This window comes from Chakrabartyella piscis (assembly GCA_030067835.1).
GTDB classification, from domain to species: Bacteria; Bacillota; Clostridia; order Lachnospirales; family Anaerotignaceae; genus Chakrabartyella; species Chakrabartyella piscis.
In genome coordinates this window covers 2,026,666-2,049,840 of record CP092441.1, presented here as the reverse complement: position 1 = coordinate 2,049,840, position 23,175 = coordinate 2,026,666, and the positions used below count along the sequence as shown (strand labels likewise).

The following is a 23,175-nucleotide window of genomic DNA, read 5'->3' as shown; positions in this document are numbered from 1 at the left end:
TATAAGATACATCAAACCATGTGAAGAGATTCACGTGGTTTTTTTGTAGTTCAATAGATGAATTTTTAGTGGAGAGTTTTATAAATATAAATTTTAATAGGAAAGTTTCGTATTTTGAAAATATGGAAAGAAAATGGGATGAATTGCAGCAGTACATTACGAAAAAAAGATAAAACAACAGTCTACCAGTGGAGATACTATAAGTTTGCAGAAAAATATTTTTTTAAAATAGTGTCTCATATATTGACTATACCAGTACAGTATCATGTATAATTCTAAGTACATAACAATTGTGAAAATAGATACAAAGTTATGTAAATTTGCTATAGGGATGTGGCAAATTAGGTAGCATTCATTTATTTTACTGAGGGAAAAGGAGGAATATTATGTCAAGTAACACAAATCAGCAAGGCGGATTTAAGAAAGATTTGAGAAAGATTGATATTTGGTCTTTGGCACTGGGTTCCATCATTGGTTGGGGTTGTTTCGTAATGCCAGGAACATCTTTCTTGCCAAAAGCGGGTCCAATTGGTTCCATCATTGGTTTGATGGTTGGTGCAATCATCATGTGTATCATTTGTATCAGTTATGGGTACATGATTCGTAAGTTCCCACTTTCTGGTGGAGAGTTTGTTTATGCAGATTCTGCATTTGGTAAAAAACATGCATTTGTTTGTGGTTGGTTTATTGTTTTGGCTTATTGGTCATTGATTCCTTTGAACTCCACAGCTTTGGCTATGATTTCTCGTTATATTTTGCCAGGTTCACCTTTTTCATTTGGCTATTTATATACCATTGCTGGTTGGGATGTATACATGGGTGAAATTATTTTGGCATATGCATTCATCATTGGTTTGGGTATCGTCAACATCAAAGGCATTAAAAGTGCTGGTTGGTTCCAAACATTGGTGGCAGTTGCATTGGTTGGTTCTGTAATCATTGCGTTTGTTGGCGTTATGATGACAAAGCCTGATTTTAGCAATTTGCAACCATATTTCTTAGAAGGACAAAGCTCAGTAACTTCTATTGTTGCGGTTATGGCATTTGCACCATATTGTTTCGTTGGTTTTGACTGTATTCCACAAGCAGCGGAAGAGTATAGTTTTTCCCATAAGGCAGCGCTTGGTTTGATGGTTGGTGCTATCTTGGTGGGTGGTTTGGTATACTGTGCAGTTGTATTCATCACATCTGTAGTCAATCCTTGGGCTCCAATGTTGGCTTCCAATCCTGACTGGGCAACTGGAGAAATGGTTATGCAGTCCATTGGTTATATTGGTGTTGTATTTATTGGTATCGCAATGCTTTGTGCAGTAGTTGCAAGTATCAATGGTTTCTACATTGCTTCTAGTCGTTTGATGTATTCCATGTCCTATGCAGATGCACTTCCAAGTAAATTTGGTGAATTGTCCTCCACAGGTACACCTAAAAATGGTATCATTTTCATGATGGTGTTGGCTTTGATTGCACCTTGGTTTGGTCGTCAAGTATTGTCATGGATCGTAGATATGACTTGTGTTGGTGCTGCAATGGGCTTTACATACACATGTGCTTCTGCAACAATTATTGCAAAACGCTCTGGTGATACCAAGCAAATGTGGATCAGTGCATTGGGTATTGTTGTGGCATCCATCTTCTTAATCATTACATTTATTCCTGGAATGCCTGGTTTCTTGTCTGTTCCATCCTTCATCATCTTGGGCATTTGGGCTGTCTTGGGCTTTGTATTCTACTTAAAAATCAAAGACAAATATATTGATGGTAAATGGAAAGGCGTTTCTGTAGAACAAATTTTGTATAGAAAAGGTGAAGAAGAAAAAGCAAATAGTTGATATGTTGTAATATCAATAGGAATTCAATAAATAGGTTAGACATGATGGTGTAGTGACAATGGTTGCTATACCATTTTTATGATTATCTATGTATGAGAAATAAAGAAAAAATTGAAAATCCTATTTTGTTGCAATTGCAACAGCTTATTATTCGTTTTTGTAGTATGATAAACATATAAAAGAAAATGAACCAAAATAGTATAGAACTTATTTTTTTTTGGAAGAATATGTGAAAAAATCATCAATGAATAGACAGGAGGGTACTTATGAAAACACTACAACTGAAAGACAACTTCTACTGGGCAGGTATTATTGACAAGGATTTGCGTGTATTTGACATCATCATGTATACAGAATTTGGCACAACCTACAACTCCTATGTTTTGAAAGCAGGAGACAAAACAATCCTTTTTGAAACAGCAAAAGCAAAATTTACCAAGGATTATGAAGAAGCATTGGCAAACATTATAGATGTAAATGCAATTGATTATATTGTGGTGGATCATACAGAGCCAGACCATGCAGGAAGTATTGGTGCAATTGTAGAAAAATGCCCAAGTCTGAAAGTTATTGCAACACCAGCGGCGATTGGATTCTTGAAACAAATAGTCAATCGTGATTTCTACAGCATTCCTGTCAAAAATGGTCAAGAAATAAAAATTGGAGACAAAACACTTCGTTTCTATTCTTTGCCTAACTTGCACTGGCCAGATAGTATGTACACTTATATAGTAGAAGATAAAACTTTGGTGACATGTGATTCCTTTGGTTCTCATTATGCTCACGAAGATATCTTGAAAAGCACAGTGACAGATGAAGAAGGTTATATGCGTGCTACAAAATACTACTTTGACAATATTTTGGGACCTTTCAAAAATCCATACTTGACCAATGCATTGAAAGTGGTTAAATCTTTGGATGTGGACATGATTTGTCCAGGACATGGGCCTGTTTTGGATACAGATTTGGATAAACTCATTGCAACTTATGATGAATGGTGTGAAATTCCAGAAAAAATAGGTAAATCTGTAGTGATTCCTTATGTAAGTGCATATGGATATACAGGTCAATTGGCAGAAGCAATTGCAAAAGGCATCAAAGATAGTGGAGAAATTTCCGTTTCTATGTATGATATGGTCACAGCAGATGCAGCAGAAGTGACAGGAGCTATGGCAGTAGCAGATGGTATTTTATTTGGTACACCAACCATTTTGCAAGAAGCTCTAAAACCGATTTGGGATTTGGTGACCTCTATGTTTCCTGGTATTCATGGTGGAAAATGGGGTGGTGCATTTGGTAGCTATGGCTGGAGTGGTGAAGGTGTGCCTCACATCACAGAACGCTTGAAACAAATCAATATGAAAGTGGTAGATGGCTATCGTGTGCGTTTCAAACCATCAGAAAAAGACTTGATGGAAGCAGAAGAATTTGGATATCGTTTTGGTGCAAATGTTTTGGATAAAATCAAAGTGAAAAAAGGTGGCACTGGCGAATTGGTGAAATGCTTGGTTTGTGGTGAAATCTTTGATGCATCTATTGAAGTATGTCCTGTTTGTGGTGTTGGCAAAGAAAACTTTGTGGAAGCAGATGCAGAAATGGTAACATACAGCAACAATACAGATGAAAGATTTGTGATTCTTGGTGGTGGCACAGCAGCTCTGAACAGTGCCAAAGCAATTCGTGCAAGAAACAAAACCGCATCCATTGTGATGCTTTCAGAAGAAAAAGATTTACCGTATGATAGACCAATGTTGACCAAAAATATGTTTGCAGGAACAGATAAAAATGCATTTGCAACGGAAAAAATGTCTTGGTATGAAGACAATGAAGTGGATATCATTTTGGATGCAAAGGTAACCAAATTAGACACAGATATCAAAGAAGTGACATTGGCAGATGGCAGTGTGCTCATCTATGACAAATGTATCTATGCACTTGGTTCTTATGGTTTCATTCCACCATTCAAAGGCAAAGATTTAGAAGCAGTAACAGCAGTACGTTCTTTGGAAGATGTGCGTAAAGTTGGTGTATGGAGTAGAGGTGCAAAATCAGCAGTTGTCATTGGTGGTGGTGTTCTTGGTTTGGAAGCAGCTTGGGAACTCAAAAAAGAAAGATTTGAAGTGACGGTTTTGGAAGCAGCACCTGTACTCATGGCGGGTAGAATTGATGAAGAAACTGTATCAGCATTGACTCGTATTGCAGAAAAAAACGACATTCGTTTGGTTGTTGGTGCAAAAATCCAAGAACTTGCAGGTGATGGACGTGTGAAAGAAGTGGTTTTGGCAAATGGAGAACGCATCCCAGCAGATTTGGTTATCATTTCCACTGGTGTACGTGCAAATATTGGAATTGCAGAAGCAGCTGGTTTGGAATGTGATAGAGCAGTTGTGGTCAACGATGCTATGGAAACCAACGTGGCAGATGTATATGCTTGTGGTGATTGTGCACAATATAACGGTGCCAATATTACCATCTGGCCTGTGGCTAGTGAAATGGGTCGTGTAGCTGGTGCAGTTGCAACTGGCGATACAGAAGTTTCCTATGAACCAAAACTTTCTGGTATGACATTTGCAGGTATGGGAACTATGTTGTATGCAATTGGAGATGTGGGCAGCAATCCGGATTTCGATTACAAAACATTGGAAATCAAAGATAGCAAAAAAGAAACATTGCAAAAATTCTTCTTCACCAAAAATGTTTTGTGTGGTGCAATTTTGTTGGGGGATACTTCCAAAATGGCAAAAGTCACAGAAGGCATTGCAAAAAGAACCACTTATTGGGACTTGGTGGACATGTTGAAATAAAATAGTATTTTAGAACCTTCATTATAGATAACACTTTACAAAAAAAGAATCCATTCATTGTTGATATGAGTGGATTCTTTGTGTTGGGAAGGAGTATTTATATAATGTGTAGTGAAGCAGGAAATTGAGTGGCAAAATTTTAGTTTTTAATTTATTCAAATGTTAGAGCCTTTTAGACCGTACCTTTTGACACCAAAAGGTACCCCAAAAGTGCCACTCTTTGCGAAGGCGTGGAGCCACGCTATAAGGTGGTCAAGACCCCCTTATATATCCCCCCGATAGACGGATGTATAGAAAATTAAATCCTACGATTAGACCGTGAGTGACAAGCCCCTCACCTCTTGATTACTGCTTCAAAACCAAAGTAAGATGTAAATAAATGCTTTTTTTAGGTTCCATTCAACCTTTGCTTGCAAAGTGGAACCCTCTCAATTATTACTAGTAAAAGTTTCAATAAGCGTCTCTAGCCATGAAGGAAGTACGCTCAAGCCATAAATTATAGCAATAGCCATCTCTATTTCACCTTGCAAAGGAGTTTCGAGGGGTCGCAGCCCCCTTGAACCGTGCTCCACGCTTCGGAAGTAGTGGCACTTTTTGTTACTTTTTGGTGTCAAAAAGTAAGGTCTGAATGCTCTAAATAGTGAACAAATTCCTACCTAAAATTAATTCACATATATCATAACAGACAACGAAACGTCACCCCTACAAAATCAACGTACTACAGATTATAAGCATTTTATGAAGTATAATGATATTGATAAATAAATCAAATTTCATTTCTTGGGGCACTTGTGGTGTTTCGTACAATCAACTGACTTTTATATTCCATACGTACAATGGGATCGTGTTCACGATTGTCTTTTTCTGCTTTGATTTTATTTTGTAACAAAACAAATGCTTGTTTGCTACGTTCTGCAATGGCATGGTCTGTTGTGGTCAAATTGATTCCGTGAAAAGAAGAAGAAAGCAAATTGTCAAATCCACAAACACTATAATCTTCAGGAACACGATAACCAAGGTCAATGATGGCATCACGCACACCATATGCAACCATATCGTTGATGGCAACCAAAGCAGTTACTTCGGGTGTTTTGGATAGGCATTCTTTTGCCAGTTGATACCCAACTGTATGTTCAATATTGAGGTTTGCAATTTCTGTATCCGATGTGACTCTAGTAGAGTATACTTCCACACTTCCATTGAGTTCTTTTTTGGAAAAAGCAGAATGCAACCCTTTTAAGCGAAGCACACGAGCAGAGTGAAACTCATCCAAAGTGGTGGAAATGTAAGCAACTTTTTTGTGTCCAAGAGAAATCAAATAATCACCCATGGTTTGTGCAGCTTCATAATTGTTTACATCCACAGTATCCAAATGCAAATCATTATTTTTGTCACCAATGGCAACGAGTGGAACACGTTTGCTCAGCTTCAATGTATGTTCTGGTGCTTGTGGGGGCATAGTAAAGATAACACCAGCAGCAGTTTCTGGATCAATTTGAGTGATTATGGTGATTTCTTGCTCCAAATTCCAATATGTGGTGTGAATCACAGAAGAATAGCCGGCTTCTTGTGTGATATGTTGAATGTTTTGTACAATATTTGCGTAGTATGGGTTGATGACAGAAGGACAAATGAGATGAATGGTGTATTTATCCTTTGGTTTTTCCTTTGTGATATAACCCAAATCCTTTGCAGTTTGCAACACCAAATCTACAGTTTCCTTGGAAAAACGTGAAATGTTCTTTTCATTTAAAATCATGGAAACACTAGCAGATGAGAGTTGTAGTGGTTCTGCAATATCTTTTAAGGTAACTTTTTTTCTCATAATTGTTTCATGTGCCTCCTAGTATGCTAGTGAAAAAATAAATTGTGGTTTGTTATATATAATTTAGCAAAATTAAGCAGTAAATGCAAGTAAATTATATGCAAAAAGAACAACGGTATATCAGAGTTTTTATAAATTTTATGTAAAATGCTACAATAAAAAAGCGAAACAACTAGAAAATGTAGACGTGTAGGCACTATAAATTGGTGCTAATATGGAGAAATGTTAAATCTAAGAAAAATTTAAGCAATTTAAAGCAAAATATTAAACAAAAATAATGAGAAAATTTTTATAGAAACGTCAATGGAATTTTTATGTCACATACAGTATGATGGATATATGTAGTAAAACAAAGGTTTTGTGAAAATGAAAGAAACTCTCTTGAGACAAATATTCTGTTGAAATTTGTTGAATTATTTCTTTATCCAAAGCGTTTGTGTTGTCAAAAAAGAAAAAGATAAAACCTAGGAGGTAACTTGTTATGAAGAAAATTTTTGCACTTACCCTTGCAACTGTTTTGGCTATGGGTACACTTGCAGGCTGTGGTGGTAGCAGCAGTAGCAGTACAGAATCTGCTCCAGCTGACACAAGCGCAGATGCAGCTGTAGAAACAGAAGCAGCTGATGATTACAAATTGGTAATGAAACTCAGCCACGTATTTTCTCCAGATGAACAACTTTCCAAATCCATGGAATTGGTTGCAGAAAGAATTTATGAAAAAACAAATGGTGCTATTGAAATCCAATGTTATGGACAAGCACAACTTGCAACTTACAAAGATGGTGTAGAACAAGTAGTCAATGGTGCACAATTCATTTCTGTAGAAGATCCTTCTTACTTGGGTGACTATGTTGCAGACTTCAAACCATTTGTTGGTCCTATGTTGTATCAAACATACGATGAATATGTACAAATGATTGAAACAGATTTGATCCAAGACATGATCAAACAAGCAGAAGACTACAACATCAAAGTTTTGGGCTTGGATTATATCTTTGGTTTCAGAAATGTTATGACAAACAAAGTAATCGAATCTCCAGATGATTTGAAAGGTATGAAACTGAGAACACCTGGTTCTGACTTGTTCATCGATACCATCAATGCTATGGGTGCTACAGCAACTTCCTTGGCTTGGAGTGAAACACTTTCCGCAGTTTCTCAAGGTGTTGTAGATGGTTTGGAAGGTTCTGAATTCACTAACCTTGGTACAAAATGTTATGAATATATCGAAAATGTAGCAGAAACAAAACATTTCTTGGGTACTTGTGGCGTTTACTTCCCTCTTGATATTTGGGAATCCATTCCTGCTGAATACCAAACAATCATCGCTGAAGAGTTTGACTACGGTGGCGAAGAAATGACTCAAATCTGTACAGAAAGCTATGCAGAAACACGTGCTGAATTGGAATCCTACGGAATCAAATTCAATGAAGTAGATTACGATGCATTTGGCGTAGCAATCGCTGGCGTTTATGCTGACATGGAAGAAAATGATGGTTGTACACCTGGTATTTACGAAGCTTTGAAAGCTGAACTCGAAATCATCAGAGGCTAATACAACAACTTCAGTAGATATATCATTATATCAAAAAATGTAGAGTACCCTCGACAGATTGTTGAGGGTACTTATTCAAGTTAGTTCAATATTTGATACTACAGTGATACTTGTAGTGATTGGACGTAATCGATTTAGGAGGTAGAAAAATTGGGTAAAGCCTTAAAATTCTTTGTTTCCAATTTGGAAGAAATTGTAGCAGCATGTTTTTTGATTGTTACAACGGTTTTGGTTATTGTAAATGTATTTATGCGATATGTTATGAATACAGGAATTGTTTGGTCTGAAGAAGTGGCAACAGGTTGCTTTGTTTGGACTGTGTTTATTGGGGCAGCAGCTTGTTACAAAAGAAAAGCTCATGTTGGTGTGGATATTTTGGTGAACATGATGCCACCAACCATGCAAAAAGTAGTAAATTTGGTTGTAGATGCAATTTTGCTTGTTTTGAATTCTTATATTTCATATTTAACGGTATCATATATTCAAACATCTTATACAAAAACAACACCTGTTACAAATGTGTCTTCTGCGTATATCAGTGGTTCCATTCTTGTAGCATTTGTAATTATGTCGCTATATTCTGTGGTATTTATTTATAAAGATATTCGTGATTTTGGAAAGAAAACAACAGTAAAGGAAGGTGAAGCATAATGTTGGCATACGTACCAGTGATTTTGGTGTTTCTTTTGTATTTCTCTGGAATCCCCATTGCATTTGCTTTGTTTGGTGCTTCCATTTCTTACTTTACATTTATCGATAATACATCCCCAACACAATTGATTTTGCAAAAATTCGTCACCAGTACACAATCTTTTCCATTGCTTGCAATTCCATTTTTCATTATGGCAGGCTCCATTATGAACTATGCAGGTATTAGTGCAAAGCTTATGAAATTTGCTGAAGTGCTCACAGGACATATGTCTGGTGGACTTGCACAAGTAAATGTACTTCTCAGTGTTTTGATGGGTGGTGTTTCTGGTTCCGCAAACGCAGATGCAGCAATGCAAAGTAAAATGCTTGTTCCGGAAATGGAGAAAAGAGGTTACGATAGACCATTTGCAGCAGCAATTACAGCAGCTTCTTCAGCAGTTACACCAGTCATTCCACCAGGGATCAACTTGATTGTATATGCTTTGATTGCCAGTGTTTCTGTTGCAGATATGTTTATGGCAGGGTATGTTCCAGGCGTTTTGATGGCAGGAACCTTGATGATGACAGTAACCTTTATTTCCAGACGTCGTGGATACAAACCATCTCGTGAAAAACGTGCAACTGGCAAAGAAATTCTTGCACAACTCAAAGAATCCATTTGGGCTTTGTTGTTCCCATTTGGTATCATTGCAGGTCTTCGTTTGGGTGTGTTTACCGCATCAGAAGCGGGTGCAATTGCAGTTGTGTATTGTTTGTTGGTGGGAACTGTTATTTATAGAAAATTGAAACCAGAGCACATTTGGCCTGTACTCAAAGAAACTGTTTATGGTACAAGTTCTGTTGTTTTGATTATCGTAGCAGCTTCTTTCTTTGGATATTACATGAACTGGGAACGTATTCCACAGTTGATTACAAATTCCTTGTTGGATATTACACAAAACAAATGGGTGATGTTGATGCTCATTAATGTATTGCTTTTGGTTTTGGGTATGTTCCTTGAAGGTGGTGCAGCTCTTATCATCTTGGCACCATTGTTGGTACCAGTTGTTACAGAACTTGGTGTAGATCCTGTTCACTTTGGCTTGATTTGTATTGTCAATATCATGATTGGTGGTATCACACCTCCATTTGGTTCGATGATGTTTACGGTTTGTGCCATTACGGATACGAAACTGGGGGCATTTATGAAGGAATCCATTCCATTCATTATTGCCATGTTGGTATCTTTGTTGATCATCACATATTGTGAACCATTGGTTATGTTCTTACCAAATCTATAAAATTAAAGTCAAAATATGTTATTTCGTAGGGGCGTACCTGTGTGTGCGCCCGTTTATATCTATAAAGGAGAATTCATATGAAAGTAATTGCCCATAGAGGATATAGTGGACGTTACCCAGAAAATACAATGCTTGCTTTCCAAAAAGCAGTGGAAGCTGGTGCCGATGGCATTGAAATGGACGTACAAATGACAAAAGATGGTCATGTTGTGATCATTCATGATGAAGCAGTGGATCGTACTACTGATGGTGTTGGTTTTGTTGCAGACTATACATTGGAAGAATTGCGTAAACTGAATGCAGCAAAGTTGTTTCCAGATGTAGTTGATTTTGCACCCATTCCAACATTTGAAGAGTTTTGTGTTTGGGCAAAAGAACAAGATATCTTCACCAATATCGAATTGAAAACCAGTGTACATTATTACGTTGGAATCGAAGAAAAAACCATTGAATTGATGAAAAAACATGATGTGATGGACAAAATGTATTTCTCATCCTTCAACCATATGTCATTGGTGAAAACCATGGAAATTTCACCAGAAGTTCCTGTGGGTGCTTTGGTGGTTTCTTTGGAAAATGCAGGTCAGTACTGCAAACAATATGGTTTTGCAAACTATCACCCAGATTATAATGGTTTGACCCAAAAAGAAGTGGAACAATGCAAAGAAAATGGAATTGCCATCAATGTTTGGACCGTCAATGACATGGGTGGTTTGGAACAGCTTCACAAATGGGGTTGCGATGGTATCATCACCAATTACCCAGGTGTTTGCAAAGAGTGGCTCAAAAATCCACATACTTACGAATGATAAAATAATAAGGAGGGATTGTTATGTGGGAAGATTTTGTTGCAGCAGCTTCTGTTTGGAGTGATGAAGCAGTCATTATCCGCTTGGCATTATCTCTAGTAATCGGTTTTGCCATTGGAACAGGACGTACCATGAAACGACGTGGTGCAGGTATGAAAACACATACTCTTGTGTGTCTGGGTTCTACAGTGGTTATGCTCACAGGACAATACGTATATTTTAATTTCCCAGGGAATATGGACATGACACGACTTGGTGCACAGGTGGTTAGTGGTGTTGGTTTTTTGGGTGTTGGAACCATTTTGGTGACAGGTCGCAATCAAATTAGAGGTCTGACTACAGCAGCAGGACTTTGGGCTTGTGCTTGTTTTGGTTTGGCTGTTGGCGTTGGCTTCGTGGAAGGTGCAATTTATGCTTTGATTTTTGCACTGATTGCCATGAAAGTGCTGACACAAGTGGAAAATATTTGCTTGCATTATGCTAGATATTTTGACTTGTACATAGAGTTTGAAAACAACAAAGCTGTCACACAATTTATGAAAGAAATGAAAAAAGAAAATGTGAAAATTGATAACTTTGAACTGAGCAAAAGTAAGGATGATGTGCTCAATGCTTTGGTCAGTGTAGATGTAATCAATCGTAGTAAACGACAATCTTTTGTTTGTAGTGTACGAGATATGGAGTTTGTACAACATGTAGAAGAACTGTAAAGTATAAGGAGTGGGAAACTGCTCCTTTTTTGATAAAATAAAAGAAAAAATTCTTTACGATTTTCTGAATTTATGGGAAGCATAGGAAATATATGGTATAATAATTTTGTTCATTTTGGCAACCCTTGAAAAGCCTGTATTTTCAAGGGTTGTTGAACTTTGTTCACTGTATAAGAATGGATAAAAACACCCCTGTTAGTAACAGGGTAGTACCAAGGGCATATTCTTTGAAAGTTAAGTTTCAAAGAATATGCCCTTGGTTTATTTGGTAATCAATTCGATTGCTTGCTTCAATTCAGCCAGTGTCTTGTGGGTGTAGATACGTTCCCCTGTACCGCCTGAAGAATGCCCCATGATGCGATCAATACAGACCTTGTTTGCACCTGCACTGTCAAGCCTTGAACGGAACGTGTGACGGCATTCATGCGGTGTGTGGTGCATTCCACAACCATCCATGATACTGTTCCAGAAGACGTAGTATTGAGAGGTGGACAGCTTCTTCCCATTGTAGGTGAACAGATATTCATTGCCTTGGTTGTAGTGTCTGACGGCTATATCCAACACCTTGGAATGAATGGGAATCACACGGTCTTTACCTGCTACGGTTTTGACACCGCCTTTCATGGTTTGGTCTTCCAGATTGATGTTTTCGGTCTTCATGCCTAGCATTTCACTGATTCTATATCCAGAGTAAAGCAGGAACAAAACTGAATCAACCCATGGATCACCTTGACGTTCCCACAACATAGAAACTTCTTCATCAGTGAATGGCTTTTTGCTTGTTTCTGGAATTGGTGCAGCGGTGATTAAGGCAACATATCCCTTGTTGATGACATCCACTTCCAAGGCAAATTTGTCCAGATGACCGAACAGGTTTTTGATTGCCCATTGGGTGGAATACCCCCTTCCACAGTTGTCAATGACATCTTGCATATGGAAGGACTTGACTTCTTTATACTTCATTTTCCACAGCGGTTTGGTGTGGTTGTACGCTGACTTCAGCGAACCCATAGAAGACTTTGACATTTTAGCAAAGGCACGTTCTGACCACTGCTGATAGAGTTCTGCAAGGGTGATTTTGCTTGCATCAACGTCATAGGGGTTCTTGTTATATTCAGCCAGGGCAATCATCCCTTCTTCTCTAGTGGGGTAATAACCAATGGTTTCATAAATGGGATGACCTTTTTCATTCCATCCCCTGGTTTTTCGGACTACAAAGGGGTTTCTTCTGTTGCCTGATAATTTGGCAACCGTTCCCCATCCATTTGGTGAACGCATAATTGTATCTTCCTTTCTTGATTTTTACAGCAAGAAGTGATACAATGATAGTAACCACTTCTTGATTGCTTGACGGCTTTCATTTTTGATTTGGTTGCTTTTGAAGTCCCTGGGTTGCAGCCTGGGGGCTTCCTTTTTTTACCCACTAATTGCAGTTAGTGAATATTAAAGCGTATTTACATTGAACAGTTCAAAGGCAACTGCTTTTGCAATGTTTTGTTGCATCGTTTCAAATTGTTCTTCTGACAAGGTTGTTTTCACCCTGTCCTTTTCCAATGTGATGGTATAGAGTTCTGTTACAGGAATCTGTTCAATACCAAGAATTGTTCCATTAGCAGATTTCATTTCTTCACAGATTTTTTCAACTGATTCATCAACTTTTTCAACACTGATTGCATATCCAAGTGAAATCAGATATTTTCTGAACTGTTCAAAGTGGGCAATTCCTTCACTCAACTTTTGAAACTTTTCACCATCATCAATGCCAGTAACCAACCACGATTCGTTAGCATTGAAAATATTGCAGATCAATTTAATGTGGCGAGAAGAAACATTGCGTGTGCCATTTTCAATGTTTGAAATACCTGATTTGGAAAGACCGATTTTTTCACCAAATTCTTCTTGAGTTAGTTGCAATTTGATACGCAGTTCTTTTATACGGTCATTTACTCGTTGCAAAATTTTTCACCTACTTTCAATATTATTTTGAAGACACCACTTATTGGGGACTTGTGGAGAAGGATCTTTCTAAGACACAGTATAGCACATTGAGTTCTGTTTGTAAACATAAATTTTCAAAAGTTTTCAAAAACACTTGACAAATTACACATACAGAACTATAATGATATTCATAAAGAACAGAAAGGTGGTGATAAAATGAAAGTTAACATTCAAAAACTGACCGTTGCATTGGCAAATAAGTGTTTTTCAATCAACGATCTTGCAGAGCAATCCAATGTGTCCAGAATTTCCATTGGGAAGCTGATCAGTGGGAAAGTTGAGCCAAGAACAGCAACTGTTGGAAAAATTGCAAAGGCTTTAGATTGTAAAGTGGAAGACCTGGTTGAATAAGTGCTGCAACACTGACTGGGCAAACAAAAAGCAACGAAATCAAAAATGAAAGGTTGATAACAATGAAAAATATGATGAGAGATTTTGCAAAGATCAATATTGCCAACTTGGTGCAATTCAAAGCAGATAATGAGAATGCAGGACTGGTGATGTTGTTTGTCGATGGTACAGAGGAATTTTGTCCTATGAAAACAGGCTTTGACCTGTTCTATTTCAACGAAATGGTCAAGGCACTAAGTGGTGAACCAAGTCAAAAGCACGCTTATATCAGCATGAATGGTTATGCTACTGAAGCAAACCATGCGTTGAAGTTACATCGTATTCAAAAGATACTTGATGATATGGGTGTAACATTCAAAGCATCCTTAGTTTGGTCTATTATGGTTAACGTCTTAAAACATGAACATTCCTGCAATGACATGAATATTGTGCAGGTTGCAGTTCGCTACCTTCACCGAAAGGCGGTGAACTGATGAACAAATCCGCTATTCTCTTTCGTGATGCTTATAATAAAGCTATTCATGACAGTGCAGTTCATGTTCTTCAAAGAATGCCTGGCTTTGAAAACATGGATGAACACAAGTGCATTCAGCAGTTCAAAGCAAAATTCTGGCAGAACAGTTACCAAATCCGTACCAATAAAAAGTCCTTTGAACTTATTGCCGTGATGATCACCAATGCTGAAATTGACGGCTTCCCAACTAATGAAGTTTATGAAAATTACACTTATCATTGCGAAAGGTTGAAGATACCCCCACTTGTCATTGGTGAGTTCTCCAAAATAGTACGCAACTATTTTGGTTACAAGGTGGCAGACAAACGTGTTCCGCGGCTAAAATCCAAAAAATGCAGGGTCTTTGTCAAGAAATTGGGGGTGTTGCCTAGTGCCAACAACCGTTGATATTCGACAGGTGAAGCAAGACTTGGGGGAAGATGTTGCCAAAAAACTACAAACGCTTTACCCTGGAATGTATATCTATGTTTCCAATAATCCCACAGCATTGGTCTTTGAATCAATGGCTGAACGTGATCGTTACATCTTCAATTTATCCTGTTCTGGAAAACCCTATCTTGAAATTTCAAAGATGCTTGGATTGAGCAAAGACAGAATTGCGAAAATAGTCGCAGAACAAATTAAAACGATATAAGAAATGACCTGCATGACAAAAGATTGCCGTGCAGGTCATTTTTTTCATGAATTGTTCAAGGTCAGCCGTAAAAGTTCAAGGTCACATATTCAAAAATCGGTAGCAGTGGAACACGTTGAACACATTGAACAACCTTGATATATAAGGGTTTTTGATTGTCGGTGTTCAAGTGTTCAAGGGCATTCAAGGTAAAAATGAGTTATAAACACTAAAGAAAAAACAGTGTAAATTTACGCTAAAAAATAATTATATAGTAGTAATGAAAATAACCTTGAACGCTTGAACAGCGGAACACCAAGGATGTCGGTAAAAATATAATTCCACCCATAAATTCTGTTTGAATATTTACATATAGCCAAAAAAAGAACTATAATATACATGAAGACAATGACACAGGAAAGGGGTGAAATGAATGAATGCAAGACAACGCAGGTTTTGTGATGAATACTTGATTGATTGCAATGCAACCAAGGCTGCTATTCGTGCAGGGTATTCAGCACGGTTTGCAAGGGGTAATGCACATAAAATGGTTGCAAATAGTGGCATGAAAACCTATATTGAACAGCAGCTTGAAGCAATTCACAACGAGAAAACAGCAGATGCAAAGGAAATCATGGAATATCTAACTTCTGTCATGAGAGGTGAAGCACAGGCAACCGTGGTTGTTGTGGAAGGCACTGGTGATGGATGTTCTGAAGCAAGGGAAATGGTCAAATCACCTGATGAACGTGAACGCTTGAAGGCTGCTGAACTTCTGGGAAAACGATTTGGTTTGTTCAAAGATACGGTCAGTATCACCGCCCCTATTCCAGTGGTAATTCATGACGATCTGGATGAAGATGACGATGAATAACATCACGCTAGTAACAAAACAACCTGTAACCCCTGTAAAATCAAGGGTTGCAATTTATGAAGCATAATTTTTAGAAAGGATGATGTCATTTGATTGACGTACAAGCACAGCTTGACCAGGTTGGCAAACTGCACCGTGAGAAACGGCAGATGCAGAAAACCGTGCTATACACCACCCACAAAAAGGTTGGAATGGTCATGCTTGAAATATCTGATCACGAAAAGAAACAGATGTTGAACAAAGTCCAAAAGTTCTATCATTCCAAGATAGATACCATCTACAAACAAATAAATTCACAAAGAGCAGGAGATGGACAACCCCTGCTGAACAACCCATTTTGAAAGGATGACGAAAATGAAATACACTCTAGCAGACCAGGTGAAGAACCTGATCACAGCCTATAATGAAAATTCCACAATTCAGGGTGATGCAATCAAAGCAGTGCTTGAACCCTTCAAAGTTCCTTCCTATGCCAACCGCTTCACCCCTGATGGACTACGCAAGACCATTGGTGAAGCTATGACAGCCATTATGGAAGACTGGAAGGGATATGATACCCTGCTGAACCAAAAGCTGAAGCTGCTTCTGGAAACCGTCACAGAGCAGGCAAAGAAAGACCTTTTACTTGATGATGTGAAGACACCTGCTGACTATGCAGCCAGAATTGCTAATGCACGAGAGTTCTTGAAGATGGAACTGGACGATGAGCGTTATGCAGGAAAGATTACCCCCACAGATGCAAAGGAGATTGACACAGAGTTGCACTGCATTCTGAAGGATGTTATCTATGATTACAACACCATGAAGCAATTCAAAAAAATGATTGAAACCAAGGTCATTACATTCAATGGCTATAATGGAGATACCATTTTCCCTAAAACCTTTGGTCAATTCTGCAAGGTAGAAAGTGTGATGAATGCTCTTGCAGAACTGAATGCCGATGCTGAATCCCTATTCACTAGCAAGCGTACCCCTGGTGCTGACATTATCCGTATCAACGGCAACGGGTATTCTATCCCCATTGATGCCTATTCTCATGATGTTGGTGTTGAAAACATCGTAAACAATGCAACAATTTTTGACTATCTGATAAATTCCATCAATGATGATGGACAGGAATATATTGTTTCCACTGGCAGCAATTCCGCTACCAACGGTGGTCACAATGTCCCTGGTGGATTTGATGCAAATGGTCAGCTATATACAGCAACCAACCCTGCACCAAGTCAGGACTAATTTGAAAGTCGATTTTCAAAGGCTGATAATGTCGCATTAGTGACAAATCACCCCTAAAGCCTTTGATTTCCTTGGTGCAAGAATTATTGTGTAATGATTTTCCTTCCCTTTGGTATTTCGGATGTAGCTGAAAGACACATTGAACTGGACTGAACCAGGTGAAAAATGTATTTGTGAATTGATTATTACACGCAACACCTTTTACAGGGGAACAGGAATGCCATACCTGTTCCCCTATTTCATAGAAAGGATGGTGTACGAAGATGAAAGCGGCATGGATGCACACTTCAGAAAAGCCAATTATTGCAGCAATCATGGTGTTGACTAAAAATGAAATTAAAAATTTCCAACAATACTTGTCATTATTAAGTGAACCAACAGTGCCAGATGATATAAAACAAGATGTTGCCGTATCTGCAAATAAGCTGCAATTAGCGTTAAAAAAAGTTAAAGAAGACTTTCCTGCAAAGAATTTTGAAATTTCCTTTTCGCATTTCTTTAATAATACTCCCTGTTATGTGTTAGGACAGCAATATTTTTTAGATAAAAGTAGAATTGTCAGAATTAACAAGCATTTCATTTTGAAATTATCAGAATATCTTTATCCTGAACTTTACATCTTGGGTGACAAACAATGACAGACAAAGAATTGATTTCTCAATATAGTGCAGGGGATGTTGAAGCGGTAAATTTGCTTTACAAGAATTTTGAACCCTATATGATAAGGTTAGCCTATAAATGGAGAATGACTGCTGCAAAGGTTGGATTGGATGAAGAAGATCTTCAACAAGAAGGTTGGATTGCATTTGTAAAACTTCTTGATGAACTAGAGGGTGAAATGTGTACCTGTTCGTTCAGTACATACGCTTACGGTGCAGTTGAGTTTGCAATTAGAAATGTGATTAGGAATAACAGACCAAGAGGTTACAAATCTTCTGTTGATAAAAATGATATTTCAATATTTAGCATTTATCAGCACACTTATCCTGGTGAAGAATCTTCGGAAATGTTAGTTGATTCGATAGCATCTGAAACATTCCCTTCTGTTGATCATTTTATTGAAGATGATTACCAACATCATTTAAGAAATGACCTGCTATTGATGCTTGATTTGGTGTTCGGTGGTAACTTATCAAACGCAAATGACGTTATAACTATTGACCCCAATTACATCCTAAAAAAGATGAAGGTGGAATTTAACGCAGCATACTTACTGTTGCTACATTATGGTCTTTTTGGAGAAACTATGACACTTACTAGCATATCAAAAGAAACAGGATATTCAGTTTCAAGACTTTCCCAAATGGAACTTGATGCTTTCCAAAAAATAAGAAATAGTTTTGCAGGAAAACAGTTGATGAACTTATATACGCTGTCAGTCAATGAGAAAATTCAGGATTTAATGATGCAAAAGAATGATATTCAATACCACAGAAATCCTGAAAAAGTTATTCTTCATTTAGATGAAATCAACAGCAGAATTGAAAAATATTTAATTTCTTAGTTGTTTTCCTACTCGGCAATCAATAGAAAGGTGGTGAGAAATAACATGGATAGTGCAGATATTTCCTTGAAGAAGACAGTCGGCAAAGGGTACAACAAATTCTGGCACTTCAAGGGAAGATACAGAGTAGTGAAAGGAAGCCGTGCTTCCAAGAAATCCAAGACCACAGCAATTTGGTACATCACAAACATGATGAAGTACAAGGGTGCAAACCTTCTGGTGGTCAGAAAGACCTTCAGAACCCTGAAAGATTCTTGTTTCACAGAACTGAAATGGGCAATCAACAGACTTGGTGTGGGCGAACATTGGAAAATCACTGAATCCCCTTTGCAGCTTGAATACCTTCCAACAGGTCAAAAGGTGTATTTCAGGGGTCTGGATGACCCTTTGAAGGTCACATCAATCACAGTGGACGTTGGTTCACTTTGTTGGATGTGGATTGAAGAAAGTTATGAGATCATGAATGAAGCAGACTTCGACATTCTGGATGAATCCATCCGTGGTCAGGTTGATGAAGATTTGTTCAAGCAAATCACATTGACCTTCAACCCATGGAATGAACACCACTGGATGAAGAAGCGGTTCTTTGATGCACCACCTGACCCTGATATTCTTGCCTTGACCACAAACTACTTGTGCAATGAATGGTTGGATGCTGCTGACAAGAAGGTATTTGACACCATGAAGGCAAACAACCCAAGGCGGTATTCTGTTGCAGGTCTTGGTAATTGGGGCATTGTGGACGGTCTGGTCTTTGAGAACTGGACAGAAAAAGCCTTCAACTTGGAAGACATCAAGAGAATTGCAGGAATCAAGTCTGCATTTGGTCTTGACTTTGGTTATACCAATGACCCTTCTGCACTTTGGTGTGGTATGGTTGACCTGGTTGGAAAGAAACTGTATGTGTTCGATGAAATGTACCAGACAGGTATGAGCAATGAAGCCATTCACAAAGAAGTCACTTCCATGGGATATTCCAAAGAGAAAATCACGGCTGATTGTGCTGAACCCAAATCCATTGACCGCTTGCGTGAACTTGGTTTGTCCAAGGTCAAGGGTGCTAGAAAAGGCAAGGACAGCGTGAACAATGGCATTGACTTCATTCAGGATTTTGAAATCATCATTCACCCACAGTGCGTGAACTTCCTGACAGAGATTTCAAACTATATCTGGGCAACAGATAAATTTGGGAAGAAGCTGAATTCCCCTATTGATGACTTCAACCACCTTATGGATGCAATGCGTTATGCACTGGAATCCATGAGCAAGGGCGAAACATTCAGCTTCAAATAATAACACGATAGTAACAAAAGAACGTGCAAACCCCTTGAAATCAAGGGTTTGTAAATATGATGCCACAATTTGGCATAGAAAGGTAGGTGAAAAATAATGTCAAGAAACGGTGGATGTAACTTTAATGATTTGAAAAAACTTCAAAAATCGCTTCAAACCACTGAAGCTGAAATGCAAACCTTCATTGAATCGTGTGCCAAGGAATTGGCTGCACGATTACTTGCCAAGGTCATCAAAAGAACCCCTGTTAGAAAGCCTGAAAACTGTCCACCTGGGGTTGTTGGCGGTACTTTAAGACGTGGTTGGACTGGTGAAAAGGCTTCAAGTGGTGCGAACTACGCAAAGACCCTACAAGTAAAGAAAACTGGTAGCACATATCAAATTGAGATTGTGAACCCCATTGAATATGCTTCCTATGTTGAATTTGGTCATAGAACCAGAGGTGGCAAAGGGTGGAAACCAGGTGTATTTATGCTGACGATTTCTGAACAGGAAATTGAACGTGCTGCACCTGCAATCTTAGAAAAGAAAATCCAGAAAAAATTAGGAGAATGCTTCAAATAACGAAAGGTAGGTGAAAACAATGAATCCAAATATCAAAGTAATCAACCCCCATTTGTGGTCAGTGAACTTTGCGTATGTAAATCAACGATGGATGCAAGAAATAACCTTCAAAAGCACACAATGCACAGATTTCATGACCATCACAAGGGAAGGTATTTATCTGTTCAACAGCGGTGATCAGCAGATGGCACGATATTTGCCAGTGATAAAGGCAATTATGACCTTCCCAAATCAGCAACTATTGACAGAACGAGGGTTTGACAATTTCGTGAAGGTGTTTGCCCCTTCCATGGAGAAAATGAACCATGCTGAATTGGTTCGACAATTATCCAAAGTCAAATTATATGATTCACAAAAGGCAATCTATGAAACTGCTTGCAAATGGGAAATTACCAGACGGCAAGTTTTGAAAAAATACAAAAAGGAAAGGTGGTGTAAACCATGGCTAGTATTTATACACAAATGAACTTTGTAGACAGAATGTCAGCACCGTTACATAATATCATCAATGTTGTGGATCAGATGGCTAACGCATTGAATGATGTGGATGGTGCTATCAATCGTGGGTTTGACACTTCGCAGATTGATGAAGCAAGACGTTCTCTTGACCTTGTGAATGCCCAAATGGATGAAATTGAGAATAGCACACGGCAAAATCAATCTTCCATGGATGGGTTTACCAATAAAATCCTGGGTGCAGCTGCAGCCTATGCAAGTTTGCACACAGCATCACAGGTGCTTGATTTGTCGGATCAGATGATGCAGACAGAAGCACGATTGAATTTGATTGTGGATGATGGCGGTTCGGTGGAAGCATTACAGCAAGATATTTTCGATGTTGCCCAAAACACCAGAGCATCCTATCAAAGCACAGCAGATATGATTGCCAAATTGGGAATGCAAGCAGGTGATGCCTTCAGTTCCAATGATGAACTACTGTACTTTGCAGAGCAGTTGAACAAACAAATGGTTGTTGCAGGTACTTCCACACAGGGTGTAGATTCTGTTATGCTTCAGCTTACACAGTCCATGGCAGCAGGTGTGTTACAGGGCGAGGAACTCAATGCCTTGCTTGACAACGCTTCCCCTATTGTTGCAAACATTCAGCGATACTTGGAAGAAGTACAAAATATTGATGTAAGCAACATTAAAGATTTGGCTTCCCAAGGTGTCATCACGGCAGATGTTATCAAGAATGCTATGTTCTATGCTGCTGAAGATACCAACGCAACCTTTGCAGCAATGCCGATTACATTTGCCCAAGCGTGGACAGGCATTCAGAATGACTTACTGATGACCTTCCAACCGCTCTTACAAACGATTGCACAGGGTGCAGGGTGGATTCATGATAACTGGTCAACCCTAGAACCTATATTCTTTGGTTTGGCAGGAGCAGTAACTGCCTACGCAGTAGCATTGGGCATTCAAACAGCAGCCACATGGATTGCAAACGGTGCAGCACAAGCCTTTTTCACCACCCTATTGGCAAACCCCTTGACGTGGATTGCATTGATTGTGGGTGTGCTGATTGGTGTTCTGTATCAGTGGGTTCAATCCGTTGGTGGTGTAGAAGTTGCATGGAAAATTGCAATGAATGGCATTCTGACCGCCTGGGATTGGGTGCAAATTGGACTGATGACAGGTGTTTATTGGGTAATGAACAAGTTCAATGAATTTCAGTTGATGTTCGCCACAGTCAGCACCAACATTCAGAATTTCATGGGCGATATGAAAGCAGGAACATTGATGATTCTGCAAAATATGGTCAATGGTGCGATTGGCATTATCAATGACTTCATTGGAATCATCAACAAAATCCCTGGTGTGTCCATTGATGCGATTGCACAGGTATCCTTTGGGACTACCGCTGAATTGGAAAACCAGGCTGCAAAAGCAACACGGAATACAGAACTTGCAAACTATTCCAATGAGATTGCAAGTCAAATTGCTGCAAGAGATGACAGCCTATATCAGATGCAAACCAATGCATACAATGCAACTGCTGAAAGACAGGCTGAAATTGATGCAATGCAAGCCAATATTGCTGCAAAAAATGCGGTTGCTGAAAATGAAACCTTTGCTGCTATGAACGCAAACCTTGACACCATTGCAGGTAACACAGGCGATATTGCTGACAGTGTTGCAGTCACTGGAGAAGATATGAAATACCTTCGAGATTTGGCAGAGCAGGACACTGTGAACCGCTATACCACAGCAGAAATTCAGGTACACATGACTAATAACAACAGTGTTACTTCTACCATGGATCTGGACGGTATGGTTGATTACCTTGCAGAAGGTGTCAATGAAGCAATGGCAAAATCGGCAGAGGGGGTGCATGAGTAATGCCCAAAGGATTCAATGAGATCAACAAGCTAATGAAAAAGTTAGCACTGGAAGCAGTAGATTCTTCCAACCCAACCAAGATTGTTTTTGGGAAGGTGGTGAGTTCGTCCCCACTTCAAATCAAAATTGATGACAAGATGACCTTATCTTCAGCACAGTTGATGTTGACCAGAAATATAAGCACTTGTGGATTGACCATTGGGGAAGAAATGGTTTTGGTACAAATGCAGGGTGGTCAAAAATACTTGGTTTTAGATGGAATTGTACACTGCTAAATGACAACCCCACCATGAGCCAAATACAGGCTTGTGGTGGGGTTTTATTGGCGCCGAATAGGCATGATTAAACCACCAGTTTTACTGGTGGTAGGCAAAATTCTTACAGTAAAAATATAACCTCCTATGTTAAAATAAAGTTGG

Annotated in this window: 24 protein-coding genes; 21 read left to right on the top strand and 3 right to left on the bottom strand. The window is 38.7% G+C overall.

Features of this window, described 5'->3' with window-relative positions; translation table 11 throughout:
• Nucleotides 1–386: 386 nt before the first annotated feature.
• Both MJY40_RS09285 and MJY40_RS09280 read left to right on the top strand, forming a co-directional pair.
• Complete coding sequence (locus MJY40_RS09285) at nucleotides 387–1,829, top strand: APC family permease (protein ID WP_317853968.1); 1,443 nt, start codon at nucleotides 387–389, stop codon at nucleotides 1,827–1,829.
• Between the two features lie 266 nt (nucleotides 1,830–2,095).
• On the top strand, nucleotides 2,096–4,633 hold the full coding sequence (locus MJY40_RS09280) for an FAD-dependent oxidoreductase (RefSeq protein WP_317853967.1): 2,538 nt from the start codon (nucleotides 2,096–2,098) through the stop codon (nucleotides 4,631–4,633).
• Nucleotides 4,634–5,399: 766 nt separating this feature from the next.
• On the opposite strand, the gene MJY40_RS09275 is transcribed toward MJY40_RS09280, so the two are convergent.
• The gene (locus MJY40_RS09275) at nucleotides 5,400–6,458 is read right to left on the bottom strand and encodes a LacI family DNA-binding transcriptional regulator (protein WP_317853966.1); all 1,059 of its coding nucleotides are present in this window, start codon (nucleotides 6,456–6,458) and stop codon (nucleotides 5,400–5,402) included.
• A gap of 481 nt (nucleotides 6,459–6,939) precedes the next feature.
• On the opposite strand from MJY40_RS09275, the gene MJY40_RS09270 reads away from it, so the two are divergent.
• The 5 genes from MJY40_RS09270 (at nucleotide 6,940) to MJY40_RS09250 (ending at nucleotide 11,463) form a co-directional block, all read left to right on the top strand.
• Nucleotides 6,940–8,013, top strand: coding sequence for a C4-dicarboxylate TRAP transporter substrate-binding protein (locus MJY40_RS09270; protein ID WP_317853965.1), 1,074 nt, complete (start codon nucleotides 6,940–6,942; stop codon nucleotides 8,011–8,013).
• Nucleotides 8,014–8,163: 150 nt separating this feature from the next.
• Nucleotides 8,164–8,664: a TRAP transporter small permease gene (locus MJY40_RS09265; protein ID WP_317853964.1), complete on the top strand. Its 501-nt coding sequence runs from the start codon at nucleotides 8,164–8,166 to the stop codon at nucleotides 8,662–8,664.
• Nucleotides 8,664–9,944: a TRAP transporter large permease gene (locus tag MJY40_RS09260; protein ID WP_317853963.1), complete on the top strand. Its 1,281-nt coding sequence runs from the start codon at nucleotides 8,664–8,666 to the stop codon at nucleotides 9,942–9,944. Before MJY40_RS09265 ends, MJY40_RS09260 begins: the two co-directional genes overlap by 1 nt.
• 77 nt (nucleotides 9,945–10,021) lie before the next feature.
• Nucleotides 10,022–10,753, top strand: a complete 732-nt coding sequence (locus MJY40_RS09255; RefSeq protein WP_317853962.1) for a glycerophosphodiester phosphodiesterase — start codon at nucleotides 10,022–10,024, stop codon at nucleotides 10,751–10,753.
• A gap of 23 nt (nucleotides 10,754–10,776) precedes the next feature.
• Nucleotides 10,777–11,463: an MgtC/SapB family protein gene (locus MJY40_RS09250; RefSeq protein ID WP_317853961.1), complete on the top strand. Its 687-nt coding sequence runs from the start codon at nucleotides 10,777–10,779 to the stop codon at nucleotides 11,461–11,463.
• A gap of 261 nt (nucleotides 11,464–11,724) precedes the next feature.
• On the opposite strand, the gene MJY40_RS09245 is transcribed toward MJY40_RS09250, so the two are convergent.
• Nucleotides 11,725–12,741, bottom strand: a complete 1,017-nt coding sequence (locus MJY40_RS09245) for a tyrosine-type recombinase/integrase (RefSeq protein WP_317853960.1) — start codon at nucleotides 12,739–12,741, stop codon at nucleotides 11,725–11,727.
• Between the two features lie 165 nt (nucleotides 12,742–12,906).
• Nucleotides 12,907–13,419 carry a helix-turn-helix domain-containing protein gene (locus MJY40_RS09240; protein WP_317853959.1) on the bottom strand — a complete coding sequence of 171 codons (513 nt, stop codon included), beginning with the start codon at nucleotides 13,417–13,419 and terminating at the stop codon, nucleotides 12,907–12,909.
• A 198-nt stretch (nucleotides 13,420–13,617) separates the two neighbouring features.
• On the opposite strand from MJY40_RS09240, the gene MJY40_RS09235 reads away from it, so the two are divergent.
• From MJY40_RS09235 to MJY40_RS09170, 14 genes are all read left to right on the top strand, one after another.
• The gene (locus tag MJY40_RS09235; RefSeq protein WP_317853958.1) at nucleotides 13,618–13,812 is read left to right on the top strand and encodes a helix-turn-helix domain-containing protein; all 195 of its coding nucleotides are present in this window, start codon (nucleotides 13,618–13,620) and stop codon (nucleotides 13,810–13,812) included.
• Nucleotides 13,813–13,874: 62 nt separating this feature from the next.
• Nucleotides 13,875–14,285, top strand: coding sequence for a hypothetical protein (locus MJY40_RS09230; RefSeq protein ID WP_317853957.1), 411 nt, complete (start codon nucleotides 13,875–13,877; stop codon nucleotides 14,283–14,285).
• Nucleotides 14,285–14,713, top strand: a complete 429-nt coding sequence (locus MJY40_RS09225) for a hypothetical protein (RefSeq protein WP_317853956.1) — start codon at nucleotides 14,285–14,287, stop codon at nucleotides 14,711–14,713. The genes MJY40_RS09230 and MJY40_RS09225 overlap by 1 nt, the downstream gene beginning before the upstream one ends.
• On the top strand, nucleotides 14,697–14,960 hold the full coding sequence (locus MJY40_RS09220; protein WP_317853955.1) for a Mor transcription activator family protein: 264 nt from the start codon (nucleotides 14,697–14,699) through the stop codon (nucleotides 14,958–14,960). Before MJY40_RS09225 ends, MJY40_RS09220 begins: the two co-directional genes overlap by 17 nt.
• A gap of 412 nt (nucleotides 14,961–15,372) precedes the next feature.
• On the top strand, nucleotides 15,373–15,813 hold the full coding sequence (locus MJY40_RS09215; RefSeq protein WP_317853954.1) for a terminase small subunit: 441 nt from the start codon (nucleotides 15,373–15,375) through the stop codon (nucleotides 15,811–15,813).
• 89 nt (nucleotides 15,814–15,902) lie between these two features.
• Complete coding sequence (locus tag MJY40_RS09210) at nucleotides 15,903–16,154, top strand: hypothetical protein (RefSeq protein ID WP_317853953.1); 252 nt, start codon at nucleotides 15,903–15,905, stop codon at nucleotides 16,152–16,154.
• 13 nt (nucleotides 16,155–16,167) lie between these two features.
• The gene (locus MJY40_RS09205) at nucleotides 16,168–17,049 is read left to right on the top strand and encodes a hypothetical protein (protein WP_317853952.1); all 882 of its coding nucleotides are present in this window, start codon (nucleotides 16,168–16,170) and stop codon (nucleotides 17,047–17,049) included.
• A 263-nt stretch (nucleotides 17,050–17,312) separates the two neighbouring features.
• Nucleotides 17,313–17,687: a hypothetical protein gene (locus tag MJY40_RS09200; RefSeq protein WP_317853951.1), complete on the top strand. Its 375-nt coding sequence runs from the start codon at nucleotides 17,313–17,315 to the stop codon at nucleotides 17,685–17,687.
• Nucleotides 17,684–18,553 carry a sigma-70 family RNA polymerase sigma factor gene (locus MJY40_RS09195; RefSeq protein WP_317853950.1) on the top strand — a complete coding sequence of 290 codons (870 nt, stop codon included), beginning with the start codon at nucleotides 17,684–17,686 and terminating at the stop codon, nucleotides 18,551–18,553. The genes MJY40_RS09200 and MJY40_RS09195 overlap by 4 nt, the downstream gene beginning before the upstream one ends.
• A gap of 129 nt (nucleotides 18,554–18,682) precedes the next feature.
• Nucleotides 18,683–19,846 carry a PBSX family phage terminase large subunit gene (locus MJY40_RS09190; protein ID WP_331488157.1) on the top strand — a complete coding sequence of 388 codons (1,164 nt, stop codon included), beginning with the start codon at nucleotides 18,683–18,685 and terminating at the stop codon, nucleotides 19,844–19,846.
• A gap of 96 nt (nucleotides 19,847–19,942) precedes the next feature.
• Nucleotides 19,943–20,410 carry an HK97 gp10 family phage protein gene (locus tag MJY40_RS09185; RefSeq protein ID WP_317853948.1) on the top strand — a complete coding sequence of 156 codons (468 nt, stop codon included), beginning with the start codon at nucleotides 19,943–19,945 and terminating at the stop codon, nucleotides 20,408–20,410.
• Nucleotides 20,411–20,429: 19 nt separating this feature from the next.
• The gene (locus MJY40_RS09180) at nucleotides 20,430–20,876 is read left to right on the top strand and encodes a hypothetical protein (protein WP_317853947.1); all 447 of its coding nucleotides are present in this window, start codon (nucleotides 20,430–20,432) and stop codon (nucleotides 20,874–20,876) included.
• A complete protein-coding gene (locus MJY40_RS09175; RefSeq protein ID WP_317853946.1) occupies nucleotides 20,852–22,756 on the top strand; it encodes a tape measure protein in 1,905 nt (634 codons plus the stop codon). The genes MJY40_RS09180 and MJY40_RS09175 overlap by 25 nt, the downstream gene beginning before the upstream one ends.
• A 32-nt stretch (nucleotides 22,757–22,788) precedes the next feature.
• Entirely contained in the window at nucleotides 22,789–23,031 is a 243-nt protein-coding gene (locus tag MJY40_RS09170) for a DUF2577 domain-containing protein (protein ID WP_317853945.1), read from the top strand.
• The last annotated feature ends 144 nt before the right edge of the window (nucleotides 23,032–23,175 follow it).